The 15,792-nt window shown below is 53.2% G+C and carries 15 protein-coding genes; 5 read left to right on the top strand and 10 right to left on the bottom strand.

The genetic code is table 11. The features are described 5' to 3' along the window. Window positions 1-45 precede the first annotated feature (45 nt). Window positions 46-663 (bottom strand): hypothetical protein, encoded by a 618-nt coding sequence (locus tag HXY34_02775; GenBank protein NWF95043.1) that lies wholly within the window; start codon window positions 661-663, stop codon window positions 46-48. Window positions 664-950: 287 nt separating this feature from the next. Beyond that, a complete protein-coding gene (locus tag HXY34_02770; GenBank protein NWF95042.1) occupies window positions 951-1,871 on the bottom strand; it encodes a CPBP family intramembrane metalloprotease in 921 nt (306 codons plus the stop codon). A 120-nt stretch (window positions 1,872-1,991) separates the two neighbouring features. Here HXY34_02770 and HXY34_02765 point away from each other — a divergent pair, with 120 nt between their 5' ends. After that, window positions 1,992-3,161 (top strand): radical SAM protein, encoded by a 1,170-nt coding sequence (locus tag HXY34_02765; GenBank protein NWF95041.1) that lies wholly within the window; start codon window positions 1,992-1,994, stop codon window positions 3,159-3,161. 147 nt (window positions 3,162-3,308) lie between these two features. On the opposite strand, the gene HXY34_02760 is transcribed toward HXY34_02765, so the two are convergent. After that, entirely contained in the window at window positions 3,309-3,731 is a 423-nt protein-coding gene (locus HXY34_02760; GenBank protein ID NWF95040.1) for a hypothetical protein, read from the bottom strand. Between the two features lie 235 nt (window positions 3,732-3,966). Between HXY34_02760 and HXY34_02755 the strand changes: the two genes are divergently transcribed. Together HXY34_02755 and HXY34_02750 are read left to right on the top strand one after the other, a co-directional pair. Further along, window positions 3,967-7,152 carry a lamin tail domain-containing protein gene (locus HXY34_02755; GenBank protein NWF95039.1) on the top strand — a complete coding sequence of 1,062 codons (3,186 nt, stop codon included), beginning with the start codon at window positions 3,967-3,969 and terminating at the stop codon, window positions 7,150-7,152. Between the two features lie 472 nt (window positions 7,153-7,624). Further along, window positions 7,625-8,866, top strand: coding sequence for an acyl-CoA/acyl-ACP dehydrogenase (locus HXY34_02750; protein NWF95038.1), 1,242 nt, complete (start codon window positions 7,625-7,627; stop codon window positions 8,864-8,866). A 638-nt stretch (window positions 8,867-9,504) separates the two neighbouring features. Here the strand turns inward: HXY34_02750 and HXY34_02745 are convergent. The 4 genes from HXY34_02745 to HXY34_02730 all read right to left on the bottom strand — a co-directional run bounded on the left by HXY34_02745 (window position 9,505) and on the right by HXY34_02730 (window position 10,933). Then, entirely contained in the window at window positions 9,505-9,936 is a 432-nt protein-coding gene (locus HXY34_02745) for a hypothetical protein (GenBank protein NWF95037.1), read from the bottom strand. A gap of 8 nt (window positions 9,937-9,944) precedes the next feature. Further along, the gene (locus tag HXY34_02740) at window positions 9,945-10,277 is read right to left on the bottom strand and encodes a PIN domain-containing protein (protein NWF95036.1); all 333 of its coding nucleotides are present in this window, start codon (window positions 10,275-10,277) and stop codon (window positions 9,945-9,947) included. Next, a complete protein-coding gene (locus tag HXY34_02735) occupies window positions 10,241-10,537 on the bottom strand; it encodes a hypothetical protein (GenBank protein NWF95035.1) in 297 nt (98 codons plus the stop codon). The genes HXY34_02740 and HXY34_02735 overlap by 37 nt, the downstream gene beginning before the upstream one ends. Window positions 10,538-10,753: 216 nt before the next feature. Then, the gene (locus tag HXY34_02730) at window positions 10,754-10,933 is read right to left on the bottom strand and encodes a hypothetical protein (protein ID NWF95034.1); all 180 of its coding nucleotides are present in this window, start codon (window positions 10,931-10,933) and stop codon (window positions 10,754-10,756) included. Between the two features lie 117 nt (window positions 10,934-11,050). On the opposite strand from HXY34_02730, the gene gdhA reads away from it, so the two are divergent. Continuing rightward, entirely contained in the window at window positions 11,051-12,400 is a 1,350-nt protein-coding gene (gene gdhA / locus HXY34_02725; protein NWF95033.1) for an NADP-specific glutamate dehydrogenase, read from the top strand. Between the two features lie 587 nt (window positions 12,401-12,987). Here the strand turns inward: gdhA and HXY34_02720 are convergent. Further along, entirely contained in the window at window positions 12,988-13,794 is an 807-nt protein-coding gene (locus tag HXY34_02720) for a phosphatase PAP2 family protein (protein ID NWF95032.1), read from the bottom strand. 51 nt (window positions 13,795-13,845) lie between these two features. Here HXY34_02720 and HXY34_02715 point away from each other — a divergent pair, with 51 nt between their 5' ends. Next, window positions 13,846-14,673 (top strand): hypothetical protein, encoded by an 828-nt coding sequence (locus HXY34_02715; protein NWF95031.1) that lies wholly within the window; start codon window positions 13,846-13,848, stop codon window positions 14,671-14,673. An 85-nt stretch (window positions 14,674-14,758) separates the two neighbouring features. Here HXY34_02715 and HXY34_02710 read toward each other — a convergent pair whose 3' ends face one another. Both HXY34_02710 and HXY34_02705 read right to left on the bottom strand, forming a co-directional pair. Then, on the bottom strand, window positions 14,759-15,514 hold the full coding sequence (locus HXY34_02710) for a hypothetical protein (GenBank protein NWF95030.1): 756 nt from the start codon (window positions 15,512-15,514) through the stop codon (window positions 14,759-14,761). 25 nt (window positions 15,515-15,539) lie between these two features. Continuing rightward, a complete protein-coding gene (locus tag HXY34_02705) occupies window positions 15,540-15,788 on the bottom strand; it encodes a YwbE family protein (GenBank protein NWF95029.1) in 249 nt (82 codons plus the stop codon). Window positions 15,789-15,792 lie beyond the last annotated feature (4 nt).

Genomic DNA, 15,792 nt, shown 5'->3' with positions numbered 1-15,792 from the left:
GAGGCACAGAGGACCGGCAGAAGTCTGAATCGTCATAGTGGTGGCCTAGACATCATGTTCAGGGTGCCGTCTGAGAGGGACCTTGAGTTCCAGCGTTTCTATTGAAATGCCAGCAGTTTCCAATCTCGTCTGAAATGCCTGTGCAGCCTGTTTCAACGATAGACCGGCGGATATCTCCACCCAAGCCGCCTCTGTCGCGGCACCAGCACTCTCAGTCACAGTCGCCTCATCAGTCTTGAGCGCAGACGCTGCAGCACGCACAGTGACATCCCTCACACATGAGGGGTCTCCAGACCAGAATCGCGCCGCGTCAGCATCCGCAAAAACCTCACACCCATCTTCCCGATTCGCAAGAAACACTCTCCGGAGCTTCTTCGGAAGGTCAAATCGTTTCGCCTTCACGCTCACCGGTCTCTGAAGCACATCTCGAGCAAAGTCACGTACGGCCGCAACATGTTCCAGTGGGATAGGTCCGTCGATGAGTCGCACCACTACTGATCCGACTCCTAGCTCAGTACGCTGGTACAGAATCTGGTCCGATTGAGACGAAACTGCCCAAGAGGTCATACAAGTCAGCAGGACTCGCTCCATGCATTCGATTCGCGTTTTCACAACAAGACAGCCTCCAGTCTGCTGGACCTCTGTGACGGCCTGCCCGCTCATTGAATCTGCCACCTCAATATGATTGTTGAACCACATCACCCGGAGAGGGATGCCGGTCTGCAGACAGTGATTCACTTATTCTTGTCTGCTGGGACAAGTGCGCGCAGAAGAATCATCTTGCAGTTCCCTCTTGGACAAGAGACCTGAAACGCAATCGGCCCGTGTATCTGCCAAGCTCAGTCTTCGTTAGATCAGAATCGCACATACGTCCAATCCTCGACGACTCCAGGGGAAACACACGGACGAACCGGAGAAACGAGCGCGTGTTGTAACACCTCTACATTGGTCTAGAAGAGCAGTGCAAGGCCTTCACCCACTGCCTCAAGACCATGAAGTGTGGCAGGTGCGAGCACTGAGCCGGTCTTCTCACGCAGCAGCCCCAACAGCAAGCCACCCACGAATGTGAACGTTCCCCACCACCATGCCAAGTTGAAGTCGCCCAGCCAGATGTTCGCTGTGTTGAGCATATGAGTGATACCAAAGAGGGCTGCCGTCATGAAGAGTCCGGCGCCGAACCTGATCCCTTTCCACTCGTATGGACGACCGAATGCCGCATTCAGTCTTGACTGGATGTAGCCACGGAAGAACACCTCTTCTCCGAACCCGGAGATGACAAACTGCCACACCACAGTAGAAACAAGCAGCAGTGATAGTTTGCCTGGCACGATTCCAAGTCCGATTGGCAGGCAGAGCAGTAGGAGAATGACAAGCACATTGCTACTGTGCTTGTTGTCAGGAATCTGGATGTCATGAAACGATGAGTACTTGCGGGAGACCATCCGAACAATCAGCAGCAGGGCAAGTGTGAAGGAGGCCGTCAGGACAAGAGCACCTTGTGGCTCTAGGTATGACCAGCCTATCGTGATTAGTAGCATCATCACAGCATTCTCGGCGAGTATCATGTATGGAAATGCACTGAGCGCAAGGTCGATGCTCTGTCTACTGGACTGAGTAGAAAGCCCGTATTCTTGAGCGTTCCGTCTGAGTCCGTATATCAGTACAAACGGAACCACAAACCACAGGGCTCCCACAGTGTATGCGGCTTCTATCGGGAATGGATTGGGAGTGGGGGTCCCGCACATGAGTTGAACCAACCACAGGGCAAGCAGACCGTAGATTACGAAACGGACGAAAATCACCTCTAGTACTGCCGCTGCCTTATCGGCGCCCGATGTGGATGCTTCCTCATTGTGGACTTCGATGGCCAAAGTACCAACCTCCGTTTGCGCGGTCTGCACGCAACTCTCTATTCACTGGCTAAGAGCTGATACTTGCAAGAGCGTGCTCGGACAAGTCTGCCTCATCCGCGTGTCCCAGTCAGCACACATATGAGTCTTGCTCCACAAGCGACTCTGTTGCATGGACCTATCGCCCCGGTAGAGTCGGAACGACTGCCATGCACTATTGACATTCATCTTCAGTCGAGCTCCTTTGACCACCTGTTGTCAGTGATGCGTTTTCATGGTACATCACGAGTCAGCAGACCTGAAGATGGGAAGCATGCCTTTGGACGACAGACCAATCGAAGTGGCGAACAGCACACCGGGGTTTCGGGAAGATTCTTCTCTGTTGGCTCGGACGCTTGCACTGGACACAACTGGTGCGAGGAAAGACTCTTGGTACGCCTCAGAAAGGAGAACGCTGGACGCCTGATTCTTAACAGTGGTAACTACTGGGAGATACGCTGGGAGCTGGTTGGGACCAACTTGGGCTCGCGGTTCAGCACTGTCAGTACGCCGACTGACAAGACAAGAGAGACAGCTGCCGAGCGAAGCCCATTCGATATGCTCAATGACGCCTCTGCAGTCATTAGAGAGTGCATTCCCCAGCGCACCTTCATGCGTTTTCTCGGCGGCGAACCGACCATGTACTGGGGAGAACTAATGGAGTTCTTCAGACTCGTCGAGGCCGACAGCACGCTGAGACAACTCCCGATTGTCATTCACACGAATGGTGTTGACATTGGAACTGGAAAGGTTGACCTCGAACCTCTAGAGACTCTGAGATTGCACTTCCTCTTCGAGCTCTCTCTCAAAGGTACGAGTGATCTGGAGTTTGTTGTTCTTACTGGTGAACGCTCGGTCCTGTACCAAGATCAGCTCAGAGCTTGTGAGAAGCTGAGGTCAATCATGCAGAAGTCCAGCAGAGTATCAGTCATACCAGTGCTTGGCTACTACCACACTGCAGCCAGAGGAACAGCGAAGTTCTACTTGGTGAACCCGGCAACGGGAAGACCGCTCTTCGACAATACTGAGAAATGGGACCCCTCGTTCAGGAGAATCTGGGAATCAGCACGAGTGAAGTGGGTCGACCTCCTGAGGCTGTTCCCAATGGTCAGGAGACAAGACATTCTAGACGGCTTTGGACCTCAGGGAGCTGAGATAATAGCTGAGGACCAGAGGGGGGTTCCGGTGAATCCGGGAGGCATCTTCCCATTGAAACCGAAGCCCAGCGTCTATGCCAAGTCGATTGTTGACCTCAGGTACTGGGAGAGGTAGATGGTCTTGGAGATGGCAGACGCTACAGTAGCCGGCAGGCGTCCGGACTACTGCAGCTCGCATCGTCAGCCACTATCGCGTGCCAGTATCAGATTCAAGAGCGGAATGGCTATTGACTTATGCAGTCCGTAGGTTGACAGTCTGCAGCTATTCGGTCTTGATCGCCCTGCGACCAATCACTGTGAGGATGACTCCAATCCAAGCAATGGACTGTGAGACTAGGACAGCAAGCCCCAGCAGCTCAGCGATGCCGCCGGAGACCACCACGGTGACCAGCATGATGATCAGACCGATGAGCCCGATGCCTGCACCCAGTCCAATGATGAACTTGGCAAAGCGTATCCTGTTCACAGCGATTAGAATTGAACCGACAATCACGGCGATACCTCCTAGCGCTGCAATCCACAGCAATACCCGGAGGAGGATACCCATGGCATCTGCAATCGCGGAGAATGCAGTCTGAGCATAGGCGATTATCACGGCGAGGAAACCAATGTCACCTAGCCAACTTGCCTGTAGAAGGAGAAGACCTCCCAACAGACATAGGACAACAGGTACAGAGTTCTTCAACTTATCACCATTCATATGTGACTGACAGCCGGGTAATTCATCTTTCGGCCAGAGGTGGTTTCAGCCTAGGACCTGTATTCTGGCAGCCCTGTGTTAGCACACGGCTGTTTCAAGACAACATGTGGTAAAGGACAGAGTTTCAGGAGTGGGGTGCATGCCCCGTCCAGTTTATAACTGGGCAACGCCATACTGCAAGTGGAGATGCTGGTTCTGTTCGCGCGAGGAGGAACAGCAATTGGATGAAAGAAGAGTCGTTATGCTTCTTGTGTTGTCATTTCTAGTCCTCGGTGCCACGTTCACTGCTGCAGATGCCTGCAGATTCGGTTGGTGGTGGCACCGGGACGTCAGACCGCCTGTGGTCACCATCATCAGTCCCCAAGAGGGAGAAACGGTCTCTGGCATGACCCGCATTGCATTTACGGCAGTAGACCAGAACCGCATAAGCAGGTACAGGATTCTGGTTGACGGGGTATTGAAGTCACGTACCAGCTCGTACGACTGGAATACCACAGAGACAGCAGATGGGAATCACACAATCACTTGTCGCGCAATGGACCACGCAGGCAATTGGGGCAGGGCGACCATCTCTGTCACCGTCGACAACAGTGTCCCACCCCAAGGTGCTTTCAAAGTCATGAGCTACAACATTGAGGCCTCCGGCGCAAACCCGGACTGGAAGCAGGTGGTGAAGGAAGAGAACCCGGACATACTTGTCCTAATCGAGACCGGGTCGTGGGATGACAACAATGACTACATTCTCAATCAGGTAATCAACGAGCTCAACACGTACTTCGTTGATGAGATACCTTACGAAGGATACTGTGCGCAAGACGTCATATACTCGACCAGTGGTGCGGCAGTCCTTAGTCGTTTTCCAATTGTCGCCTTCAACCAGATTTCATTAGTGCCCCTCGACAATGGTACCAACTACAAGGTCACCCATGACTTCGTTGAGGCGGTAGTACTGATAGACAACAATGAGGTCCACATCATTGGGGCACATCTCAAGGCGATGTCCGGAGAGGTCAATGAGTATCGGCGAGAGCGTGAGACCGAGGGAATCATCAATTACATGGATAGTCTGGGTGATGTGCCCATCATGTACATGGGCGACCTCAACTCGTTCTCACCTGACGACACGGGGGACCTTGCGCCTCTTGGAGACTTGGGATACGGACCAATGACCATGAAGATACATCCTGAAGACCCGGTCTATGGTCAGTACTCGTCTACAGTCCACATCTTCAAAGATGTCTTTCGAACGCTGAATCCGACCGACCCGGGGTACAGCTACGGACATCAAGACCCGCAATATCTCTCACGGATTGACTTCATCGTTGTAAACTCCTTCTTTGCAGACAGACTCATCAACTCCACATGCGGTGATACACCTACTGCCGACACCGGCTCAGACCACTACTCTGTTGATGTCTTTGTGACTCTTCAGTCGACCATCCCACCAGACCACATACCGCCTGTACAGGTTACTGGCGTGAATGCTACAGCGATCAGCATGTCGCAGATTGACATCTCTTGGCACGAGAACACAGAACCGGACATATCCCACTACAGGGTCTTCCGAGATGGTCTACTCATAGCACAGGTTCGCGCGACACACTATAGCGATGTGGGCCTAGACCCACTTACGACCTACTCTTATGAAGTCGCAGCAGTGGACACGAGCATCAATCAGGGGCCAAAGTCGGACGTCGTGACGGCCACCACCAAAGAGGGCGGCGATACAGACCTTGTGGTCATCAACGAGTTCCTGCCGGACCCAAACACCCTCTACACTGAGGAGTGGATTGAACTCTACAACCCTCAGGCTCTAGACGCAGACCTCTCCGGGTATGTACTTGACGACATCACGAATGGGGGAACCAATCCATACTCGATTCCTGCCGGGACCGTAATCTCCGCCTATGGTCACTTGGTGCTGTACCAAAGCGCGACTGGCATCGGGCTCAACAACGCGGGGGACACTGTAAACCTCCTGAAGCCTGATGGGGTCACTGTCATCGACTCATACACGTACTCATCGTCTGCAGATGATGTCAGCTATGGGAGAGAGTCAGATGGCGCGCCAACTTGGACCACATTCGAGAAACCAACTCCGGGAGCAGCAAATGTCGTAGTGTTGCCGGATGGCGACTCGGTCCTCATCAACGAGTTCCTGCCGGATCCAAACACCCTCTACACTGAGGAGTGGATTGAACTCTACAATCCTCTGGGTACAAGAGTCAATGTCTCCGGCTATGTGTTGGATGACATTCTCGGAGGAGGCACGGCACCCTATGTGATCCCACTGGGTACCACAATACCCGCATATGGCTTCATCGTGTTCTATCAGAGTGTCACTGGTATCGCGCTAAACAATGCAGGGGACACCGTCAACTACCTACGACCTGACAGGACAACGGTAGTTGACTCATTCACATACACAACCTCTGCAGATGACGTCAGCTATGGCAGAGAAAGGGATGGTTCAACCATTTGGGTCACCTTTGAAACCCCTACGCCCGGTGAAACCAACGGGCCGGGCTCAGGAAATGGGGACTTCATCCTCATCAACGAGTTCCTACCAGACCCGAATGTCATCTACTCTGAAGAGTGGATTGAGCTCCATAACCCTCTTGGAACTGCCGTTGACATCTCAGGGTACATACTTGACGACATTCTCTCAGGCGGCACAGCACCCTACACAATTCCCGCAGGCACCATTGTCCCCGCACATGGCTTCATCGTGTTCTGTCAGAGTGTCACGGGTATCGCGCTAAACAATGCAGGGGACACCGTCAACTACATCAGACCCGACGGAGTCATAGTCGTTGACACCTATACCTACACCGGGTCCACTGACGACGTCAGCTATGGCAGAGAGACGGATGGCTCGGCTGTTTGGACAACCTTCGATACACCTACGCCTGGTGCGCCGAACTCGGGTGCACTGGCAAGTGGGGACTCGGTTGTAATCAACGAATTCCTGCCCGACCCCTATGTCGTGTACACAGAGGAGTGGATTGAACTCTACAATCCGCTCGACCGAACAGTGGACATCTCGGGGTACATACTTGATGACATCATAGAGGGCGGCACAGCACCGTATACGATTCCCACTGGCACCACCATCCCTGCCCACGGTTTCATTGTGTTCTATCAGAGTGTGACTCACATCGGATTGAATAATGCAGGCGACACGGTCAACTACATCAAGCCCGATGGAGTCACTGTCATCGACTCATACGTGTACGGAAGCTCTGCGGACGATGTCAGCCATGGGAGGGAGGTCGACGGGGGTGCGGTATGGACAACGTTCACACTGCCTACACCCGGGTCATCAAACAGTGGGACACTGACTTCCGTTTCATCTCTCAAGAACACCTCTCTCCTCGTGGTCGATAGAAGTCCAAGAAAAGACTGAGACATGAGACACGAGAGAGGACGCGCATAGCATAGGCATCATGTGAACCGCAGTGTTCGATGGACACTTCGAGAGTACAAGAATCAGGTGCCCGCGGACGAGTCTGAGTGTGACGTATGCCTGACTGAAACACTCAGTAGTGTGTGTCGTGCGACAGAGAGTAGTTGCATGCTGAGCGGTGTGAAACCAGTCACCTCATTCTTGCACAGCGAGTTGTACACAGCAGATCAGTTCGCGATGCGTATCAGATGCCGAGACGTGAGTCATGCACAGACTGAGAAGGCTAGTGGGAGGGTCCGGGAGGGTGAATACACAGAGAGAACACGCACATTCCCGGGTTCTGGACAGCGGAGTGTCTGGCGACATTGCCGAAGGAAGAGCCCCTTTTCGGGCCTCAGTCGAAGTATCTATAAGGTGCCTTCGGTCCAGACCCGCCCGCTAGCATGGACAGCATGCACAGAGGTAGTATACTATGCACTTTGAAGAGTCTGACGAGGAGCGAATGTTCCGCGAGTCTGTGCGCGAGTTCGCTCAGAGATATGTCGCTCCTGCATGGAAGGAGTACGATGAGAAGACCCACGAGATTCCACGATCGCTCATCAAGAAGATGGGGGAGCAGATGCTGTGGGCTCCGACGGTCTCAGAGGAGTACGGTGGTGCTGGCCTCTCAATGACAATGGCGTGTATCGCCGCAGAGGAGCTTGCAAAGGCCGACTTGTCCATCGCGCTCCCGGTCATGTACCTTGTTGAAGCGTCATGGGCACTCATATTTGACATGTACGGCACTCCCGAGGCCAAGAAGGAGATACTGCCACGCGTCACAAAGGGCGATTTGTTCTTCGGCATTGCCACAACCGAGCCCAGTGGTGGTTCTGACCTTGTCAATACAACCAAGACAATCATCAAACCAAAGGGGACCGGCTTCGTCGTCAACGGTGAGAAGGTGTACATCAGCGGCGTCAGAGAGTCAGAGAAATACGGGGGCGTCTACTTCACCCTCGCCAAGTCCGACCCGAAGGGCGACCACAAGAGCTTCGATGCATTCATCCTTCCGCTCAACACGGGCAGTGGAGTTACAAAGGGAATCACCACCACGCTCTTCGAGGACATGGGCAGGATGGGTGTCTCAACTGGCGGATTCAACATCGAGAACGTAGAGATCCCCAACCACTACATCATAGGCGAACAGGGCAAGGGCTTCTACTATAGCATGGAGGGATTCTCCGCAGCCAGGTGCTTGATTGCCGCCACATGTCTCGGCGCGGCGGAAGCAGCCTTCAATATCGGAGTCGAGTATACCAAGCAGAGGAAGGCCTTCGGCAGACCACTCGCAGCCTTCGAAGGCATAATGTTCGAGAGCGTCGACTCTTGGATGGCTCTTGAGGCGGACCGGTTGCTGACGTACAAGGCCGCATGGGCATGGGACCAGCACTACAGGGAGGGCCGAAAGGACATCACGAAGCTGGACATCGCCAAGTGGACAGCAGCTGCCAAGTACCGCACTCCACACGATGCTCTTGACATAATCACCCGCAGCATGACATTCCACGGGGCGTTCGGTTACACCAAGGAGTGCCCGCTTGAAGCGTCCTACCGGGGAGTCAGGTCATACACTGTCGGTGCCGAGGGTGGTGCTCACATCCAGAAGATTGTCATGGGGAGAGAAATATACGGTCCGGACTACCTTCCGTACCGCCAAGAGAAGCAAATGTAGGCCGGGAATTGGAAATGGGGCGCTATTGGCGTCCCTATCCACCCCCTTCTTCTTCTGAAACTTCGTATTCGTAAAGGCTTCCGCCGCACTCAGGACACTCGGAGGGAGTGTAACAGCTGCGGCGCAGTCATCCAATCTTGGCCATCGCAACTCATAATCAACGAGGGCGTCGTCCTCGCTTCTGGTGCCAATAGAGATCATCTTCTCTGATGGAGACACGGAGACCTTGCCCTCTCTCATCTCTTGGGAGCTCGCTGTTTTCGTATTTGAGGCATATACGCTCCCACTGCCTGTCCACACCGTAGGCAGAGGGCCCACGTGCTCATCATGGGTAATGCTCGTCCTGCTCGTCCTGTTCACCTGTCCCCACATGACCTACGGTCAGTTCTGTGCCGCTCTCTCTGGACAGGGACCACGAACTGCTGTCAGTCCTGGGCATTCCTCGTGCGCCTCGCTACTCGACTCTCAAAGGTCCTAGGCATTCATACGAGAGAGAATGAGCGTCGATTCGCAGAAGTTCTTAGTTTCAGGAAGCCCTGCCTGACCGAGCGGTCATGAGTCAGGCCTGTGAGCCTAGGACCGGCTCACTGAGAACCCGAGTCAGTGGCAAGAGCCTCTGGCTGCTCGATGCACCGGAATCAGACTCGTTTCTGCCGCAGATAGAAGTAAGGCCAAGATTGGAAGTACGTGCAGATGACGGTCACCACGGTGAGAGTCGCGAAGACCCCGAGCACTAGATCCAGCGGAACAACGACCCTCTGCGAGAAGGCAATAGCGAGAGCAACAACCACTACAATGGACTCCAGTGTGGCAAAGAGAGCCAACCCATAATGGAATGATCTCCGTCCGACTTCGACCGAATTGAGGTAGAGGAGTCCATCTTCGGTGATACAGACCCACTTCGCGCGCACGAGCAGTCGGATAGTGTGCTCAGCCAACGAAGTGCGTTCGACAAGGATCTCCATCGACACTGCTGAGTCAGGACTTGTCGCTCTTGCATCGGCCAACTGCCTTATGACAGGGTCCCTCGCTCTGCGATCAAAGAAAAGGCCGACACTGCTCACTGTCATCACCGTTATCACTCGATATGTACTTGGAAGTCCTTGTTGACTCTGGAAACGTAATCGAAGTGTCGATCTCTTGTGTGTAGTACCAGTCCACGGTTCATGGCCACAGCGGCAAGTACAACATCAACAGCAGGGATGGGAGTGCCTGCCTTCAGAAGCAAGACTGATAGCTCGAATCCCTTGTCATAGTCATCCTTGCCGGGGGAGATGATGTCCAAGCCCTTGAGATGGGCCGCCTTTGGGAACTCTATCAGGTTGAGGACGGTTGTGGATCCGCTCAATCCAGTTGCTCCTGCACGTATCCGCTCTATGAGGACGGTTGTGTCGAAGAGTGGCGCTCCCATTCCAAGTCCCTCATCTCCCTGTAGTGTTTCTCAGCCTCGCTCAAGGATATCTCTTCGAGCGGAACCCCTGCACGTTTGGCAAGCTCGGCATAGTAGGAGGAGTCGCGGGTTTCGCTGCCCATCAGTCTGTCCAAGTAGTCTAGGATTGCACTACGTACAATCTCACTCCACTTGATCTCAGGATGCTTTCTCATACGCTCTCGCACATCATCGGGAATCGACAGCGTTATGTTTGCCATGTTGGTATCTAGTGATTTCACTCTTATAAGTGTGAACACATAGTTCACATACGTGGCGGCGCTGATTGCCCAGTTGCTTCTTGGCCAAAGACGAACCTGACTGGGACTTGTTTGACAATGTATTTGATAGGACACAGTGTGGTCTTAGTCTTCTTCGTCCCACCTGCGCACGATTACGGTCACGCGCTCAAAGCGTGCTCTTGTGGCTGTGCTTGCGGGACCAACAGTATAAAATGGTCACTTCTTGAGCCCACCGTCTTCAATCCGCTCCAAGAGGATGAGCGCATTGATGTAGTCGTCCATGGCCTGTGTCCGGTCCCTTACAGAGAGACCCGGGCATAAGACCCTCTTTCTGAGCATACTGAGGTACTTGTTCTCAAACCGCTCGATAAACGTAAGGGACCCAATCTGCGTCACGTTGATCCCAACCTACAATGAGCGCATGAAGGATTCGTCCATGTTTAGAGGAATCTTTATGTGCCCGAAGCAGCGGGCAGGGCTCGTCCAAAACAGTAGACATGCGAGGTTTTAGACTTGGACAGATATGTAGAAACCGTACTCGAAGGAGTCATTGAGAAGAATCCGGGGCAGCCGGAGTTTCATCAGGCTGTGCGGGAGGTTCTGGAATCCCTTGAGCCGGCTCTGAAGAAGTATCCGAAATTTCAAGAGAATGCGGTTCTTGAGCGCATAGTCGAACCTGAGCGGGTAATCATGTTCCGTGTTCCATGGCTGGACAGGGACGGGAGAATCAGGGTCAACAGAGGATACCGCGTTCAGTTCAATTCTGCGATAGGCCCATACAAGGGTGGCCTACGCTTCCATCCATCGGTCAACCTTGGTATACTCAAGTTCTTGGGTTTCGAACAGATATTCAAGAACAGCCTGACAGGCCTTCCGATGGGCGGGGCTAAGGGTGGCAGTGACTTCGACCCCCACGACAAGACTGATGCGGAAGTCCGGAGCTTCTGTGAGAACTTCATGCTTGAACTATACCGACACATCGACCAGTTCACTGACGTCCCGGCGGGCGACATTGGTGTTGGCGGACGCGAGATTGGCTATCTATACGGAATGTACAGGAAGATAACCAACAAGCATGGAACCTGCGTATTGACTGGTAAGGGTCCGACATGGGGTGGCTCACTAATCAGACCTGAGGCCACTGGATATGGATGCGTCTACTTTGTCCAGGAGATGCTGAAGACGAAGCAGTTGGAAATGAAGGGCAAGACGGTTGTCGTTTCCGGTTCCGGTAATGTTGCCCAGTATGCCGTCCAAAAGTGCATCCAAGTCGGTGCCAAGGTGGTGGCCATGAGTGACTCGGACGGGTTCATCCATGACCCGACGGGCATAGACGCGAAGAAGCTGGCATGGATCATGGAACTCAAGAACAACCGCCGCGGCAGAATCAAGGAGTATGCTGAGCAGTTCGGGGGCGTCACGTACGACACGAGTGGGTCAATATGGGGCATCAAGTGCGACATTGCCCTGCCATGCGCTACTCAGAATGAGGTTGACGCGAAAGACGCCGAGATGCTGGTGAGCAACGGAGTCATTGCGGTGGGCGAGGGGGCAAACATGCCAACAGTACCAGAGGGCGTCGACATATTCCTGAAGAACAAGATACTCTACGGACCTGGGAAGGCTGCGAACGCAGGAGGCGTGTCGGTTTCTGGACTTGAGATGGTTCAGAACAGCGAACGCTATTCTTGGACAAGGGAGGAAGTCGACAGCAAACTGCAGGACATCATGACCCGAATCCACAGGAACGCATACGAGACAGCCGAGATGTTTGGTGCAAAGGGCAATTATGTTCTCGGCGCCAACATTGCTGGTTTTCTCAAGGTAGCCAATGCAATGGTCGAACAAGGGTATCTGATGTAGAAGATACGAGTACAGGACTCCGTGACGAGTGGAGTCCTGTCCCTGTTTTTATTCGTCACACTCATGCAGCAGTTGCATGATCAGTCACCAGAGAGAAGCTGCTATACTCTCCAGTGATGAGGTGACTCTAAGGCGCGACATGACATCTGTGTCAGGCCTTCTCAGGCTGAGAGCGAGCGCCGGTATGAGTTGTGTCAGTCATCACCAGCACGACTGAGAAATGGCTGTAATAGAAGAACTAAGAACGCGATGCCGAAGCAGTTCCAATGACAAGAAAGACTACTGCAAGTCTACTCTGGACGCCTACACATACAGGTTGTCAACGTCGACCACTTTCCCAGTGCCGCCGAACACATCCCAATTGCATACACCGGCTTCCGGACTAATACGACTCACATAGACTCTAGAAAACACAGTCCGGAACACAGACGCATCAGACGCCATGAGCACGGTATTCCAGTGTGAGCGGACAGCTCTGACACCGCAGGTCGCTCCCGTGGTCTCCATAATGATGACGGGGGTTGCATGCGCCCTCTTGCCGAGCAGAGTGGCGGCACATCGGGCCGCCATCTGTTCGGAGTGTGGTGTCACATGACATAGAACACCAGTATGTAGAGCACCATGAAGAAGACAGCAGCAATTGTGGACACCAACAACTGCCATCGCTTGACAACAGTCTTCGATTCAAGGACTTTGGTATACTTGAACCGTGTGAAGACGAAGTAGGCGATTGGAAGAGTCACTAGTGTTGCTGCAATCTGGTCTACTATCCAGTGCTGACGAACAAGGAGCGTGGATACCATGACGGCCACCGCAATGGGCCAGGAGATGTAACCGTACTCCTTCTTTGCTCTCCACAGAGCATAGGCACTAAGCAATGATGTTGAACCGTGAAGGCTCGGGAAGCAGTTGACCGGAACGTCACCTGCGTAGAGTAGTTGAATCTGATATGAGAAGAAGTCTGAACCGGAGACCGCGCGTTCTGGTCCGAGGACCGGAAAGACCAGATAGATGGCGTAAGCAACGAGATTGACTAGCACATAGGCCAAGACAAGCGCATTCCGGTATTCGCGGTGCACAAATGCGAAGTAGAAGTAACTGAAGAATATGAAGGAGTAGAACACGTACCAGTAGATGATAATGGCTGGTGGAATCAGAGGAATGGCAAGATCGACTGGTGTTGCCAATGTGACTGGTGTGTGGAGCTGAGTGGATATGTCTGCGACAATGCTGTATATCAAAGATACTCCCAGTATGACCAGTATGCTGACAGTCCCATACAAGACCCATTTGTACTCTCGAATCTTGGTCATAGTCATGACTGAGTCTATTGTCTTGTCGGGCTCAAATGTGTTTTTGTCGGGCGGGTCTGACAGTCCATCTCCATTGTCCAAGGACTCGCTTCACTGACTAGCAAACTTCTCCTGGGAGCTGTGTACGCGTTCATGCTGTTTGTGGCGACCAACATACTTGGAACACAGAACCGCTATGACCAAGACGAACTCAGCCTTAGACTGATCGACATGTTGTCGCTTCCCAAGACTGAGGTCATCCGTGCGTGGCGTGAGGCGGCGCATAATCAGTCAATGGTGAAGCTCATGCTGGACCTTTTGGGCCATGACATCCGGAACTATAGTGATGCGAACTTGAAGATACTGGAACTAATCAGACTCAAACACCCCAATCTTGAGAGCTCACTTCTTGAGGACTTGGCGGACATGCGTCGAATCGAACAACAGTCGATTGACCTCGTAGACAATATCCTGACGCTTGGAAGGATACAGGGGGCTGAACTGGAGCGAGAGCCTGTCAACCTGTTTGAAATGTTCAACACAGCTATGGAACGAACCACACAGTCTCACGGGGATGTTACACTGATAGTCAGCGGCGAAGAGGCCCTGAAAGGGATCACTGTGAGATGCCATCCACTGTTGGAAATGGTCTTCTACAACATCCTTTCGAACATGGCAAAGCATCGCAGACAAGGATGCCAGTCGGTACATGTAGACATCATTGTACAGACTGAAGGAGACTCTGTGAAGGTGGTGCTGATTGATGATGGCCCGGGAATCTCGGACGAGGACAAGATCAGTGTCTTCGACAGCCTCAAGAAGAGACCTCGTCACAAGAGATTCGGTCTGTATCTAGTCAAGGCGATTCAGAACCAGCTTGGCTGCGAGATATGGATTGAGAACAGACCAGACTCTCCAGAAGACCACACAGCTGGCACAGCTTTCCATCTGAGATTTCCTCTGAGCGAGAACAAGGTCTAGAATGAGTACAGAAGGCCCGGATACTGGAGACGCTCGAGTGCAGACGATGCCTTGCTCATCTACGCATAGTCAGTAGCAGTTGATACTAGCGAGACCGCTTCCTTGCCAAGCAGACAACACCGCCGATTTGAGAGACACGCTCCCCGGCGGCATCGTCATTCCGTAGAACTCTGGTCTTCACGCCTGCATTCTTGGCGACGGACATCACTCGCTGGAAGAGAGGATCGTTCTTTCGTCGGTTCCAGAATGAGTCGGTCAATAGAAGCCATTCAGGCGATGGGACTGCAGTCGCACCATGTCTCGAGATGCCCTTGAGAAGACTGTCAATCTCCTCGAGCGAGAAGAGAACAGACACACTACCGGAAGTGTCGTAGAGATACTCATCCAGCAATTGAAGCAGGTGGATTGACTCCTGGTCCACGACCTCTGCGGTCATCTTCTGGAATGCAGGGGACTTCACAAATGCCCTAGCCGCATTGGGAGTCATCACATCTCCCTTGATGCTGGCCATGCGAACTGTTCGCAGAAGATAGGAGTGATGCTTGCGCACATGGCCCACGAACGCCTCAGCTGAGGACACGCCAGAGCCCGTACCTGCAATCACTAGGCTGCCCACACCGCTCTCAAGTATGGGCCTCATCGAGGACATAATCGTGTTGTAGTAGTCATAGATGAGGCCACTCCCGCTGCGGTCTTGGCCAGTTGGCAGACTGATGGAGCCCTGCAGTCTGATTGACTCGCTCTGGACAATCCATACCACAGCATGAGTATCGTCCAGTCCTAGCAGAACTGCTACTGGATAGCCTCGCCGTGAGCGGCGTACACTCGCTTTTCCGGGCAACGCACTCCCACCAAATGTACTGCATTCAATTGGACGACTGTCTGTCCTCTTCGACTGGCCTTCCGATGATTGCCTGCACGCGGCCCACTCGTCCGTCTCGCAGCCGCACCTTGATACCACGTGGGTGGATCTCGGAATTCGTGAGAATCTCTTTCACCACACCACGTGTGAGTTTGCCTGTACGCTGGTCCATCTTCAGCACGACATCTACTACCACGCCGGGACGGATGTTCTTCCGATGCGTTCCTGCGCTGCCACTGCTTCCTGTGCTCATCTTA

Source organism: Candidatus Thorarchaeota archaeon, from assembly GCA_013388835.1.
GTDB lineage: Archaea > Asgardarchaeota > Thorarchaeia > Thorarchaeales > Thorarchaeaceae > JACAEL01.
This window is presented reverse-complemented; position numbering and strand designations above follow the sequence as displayed.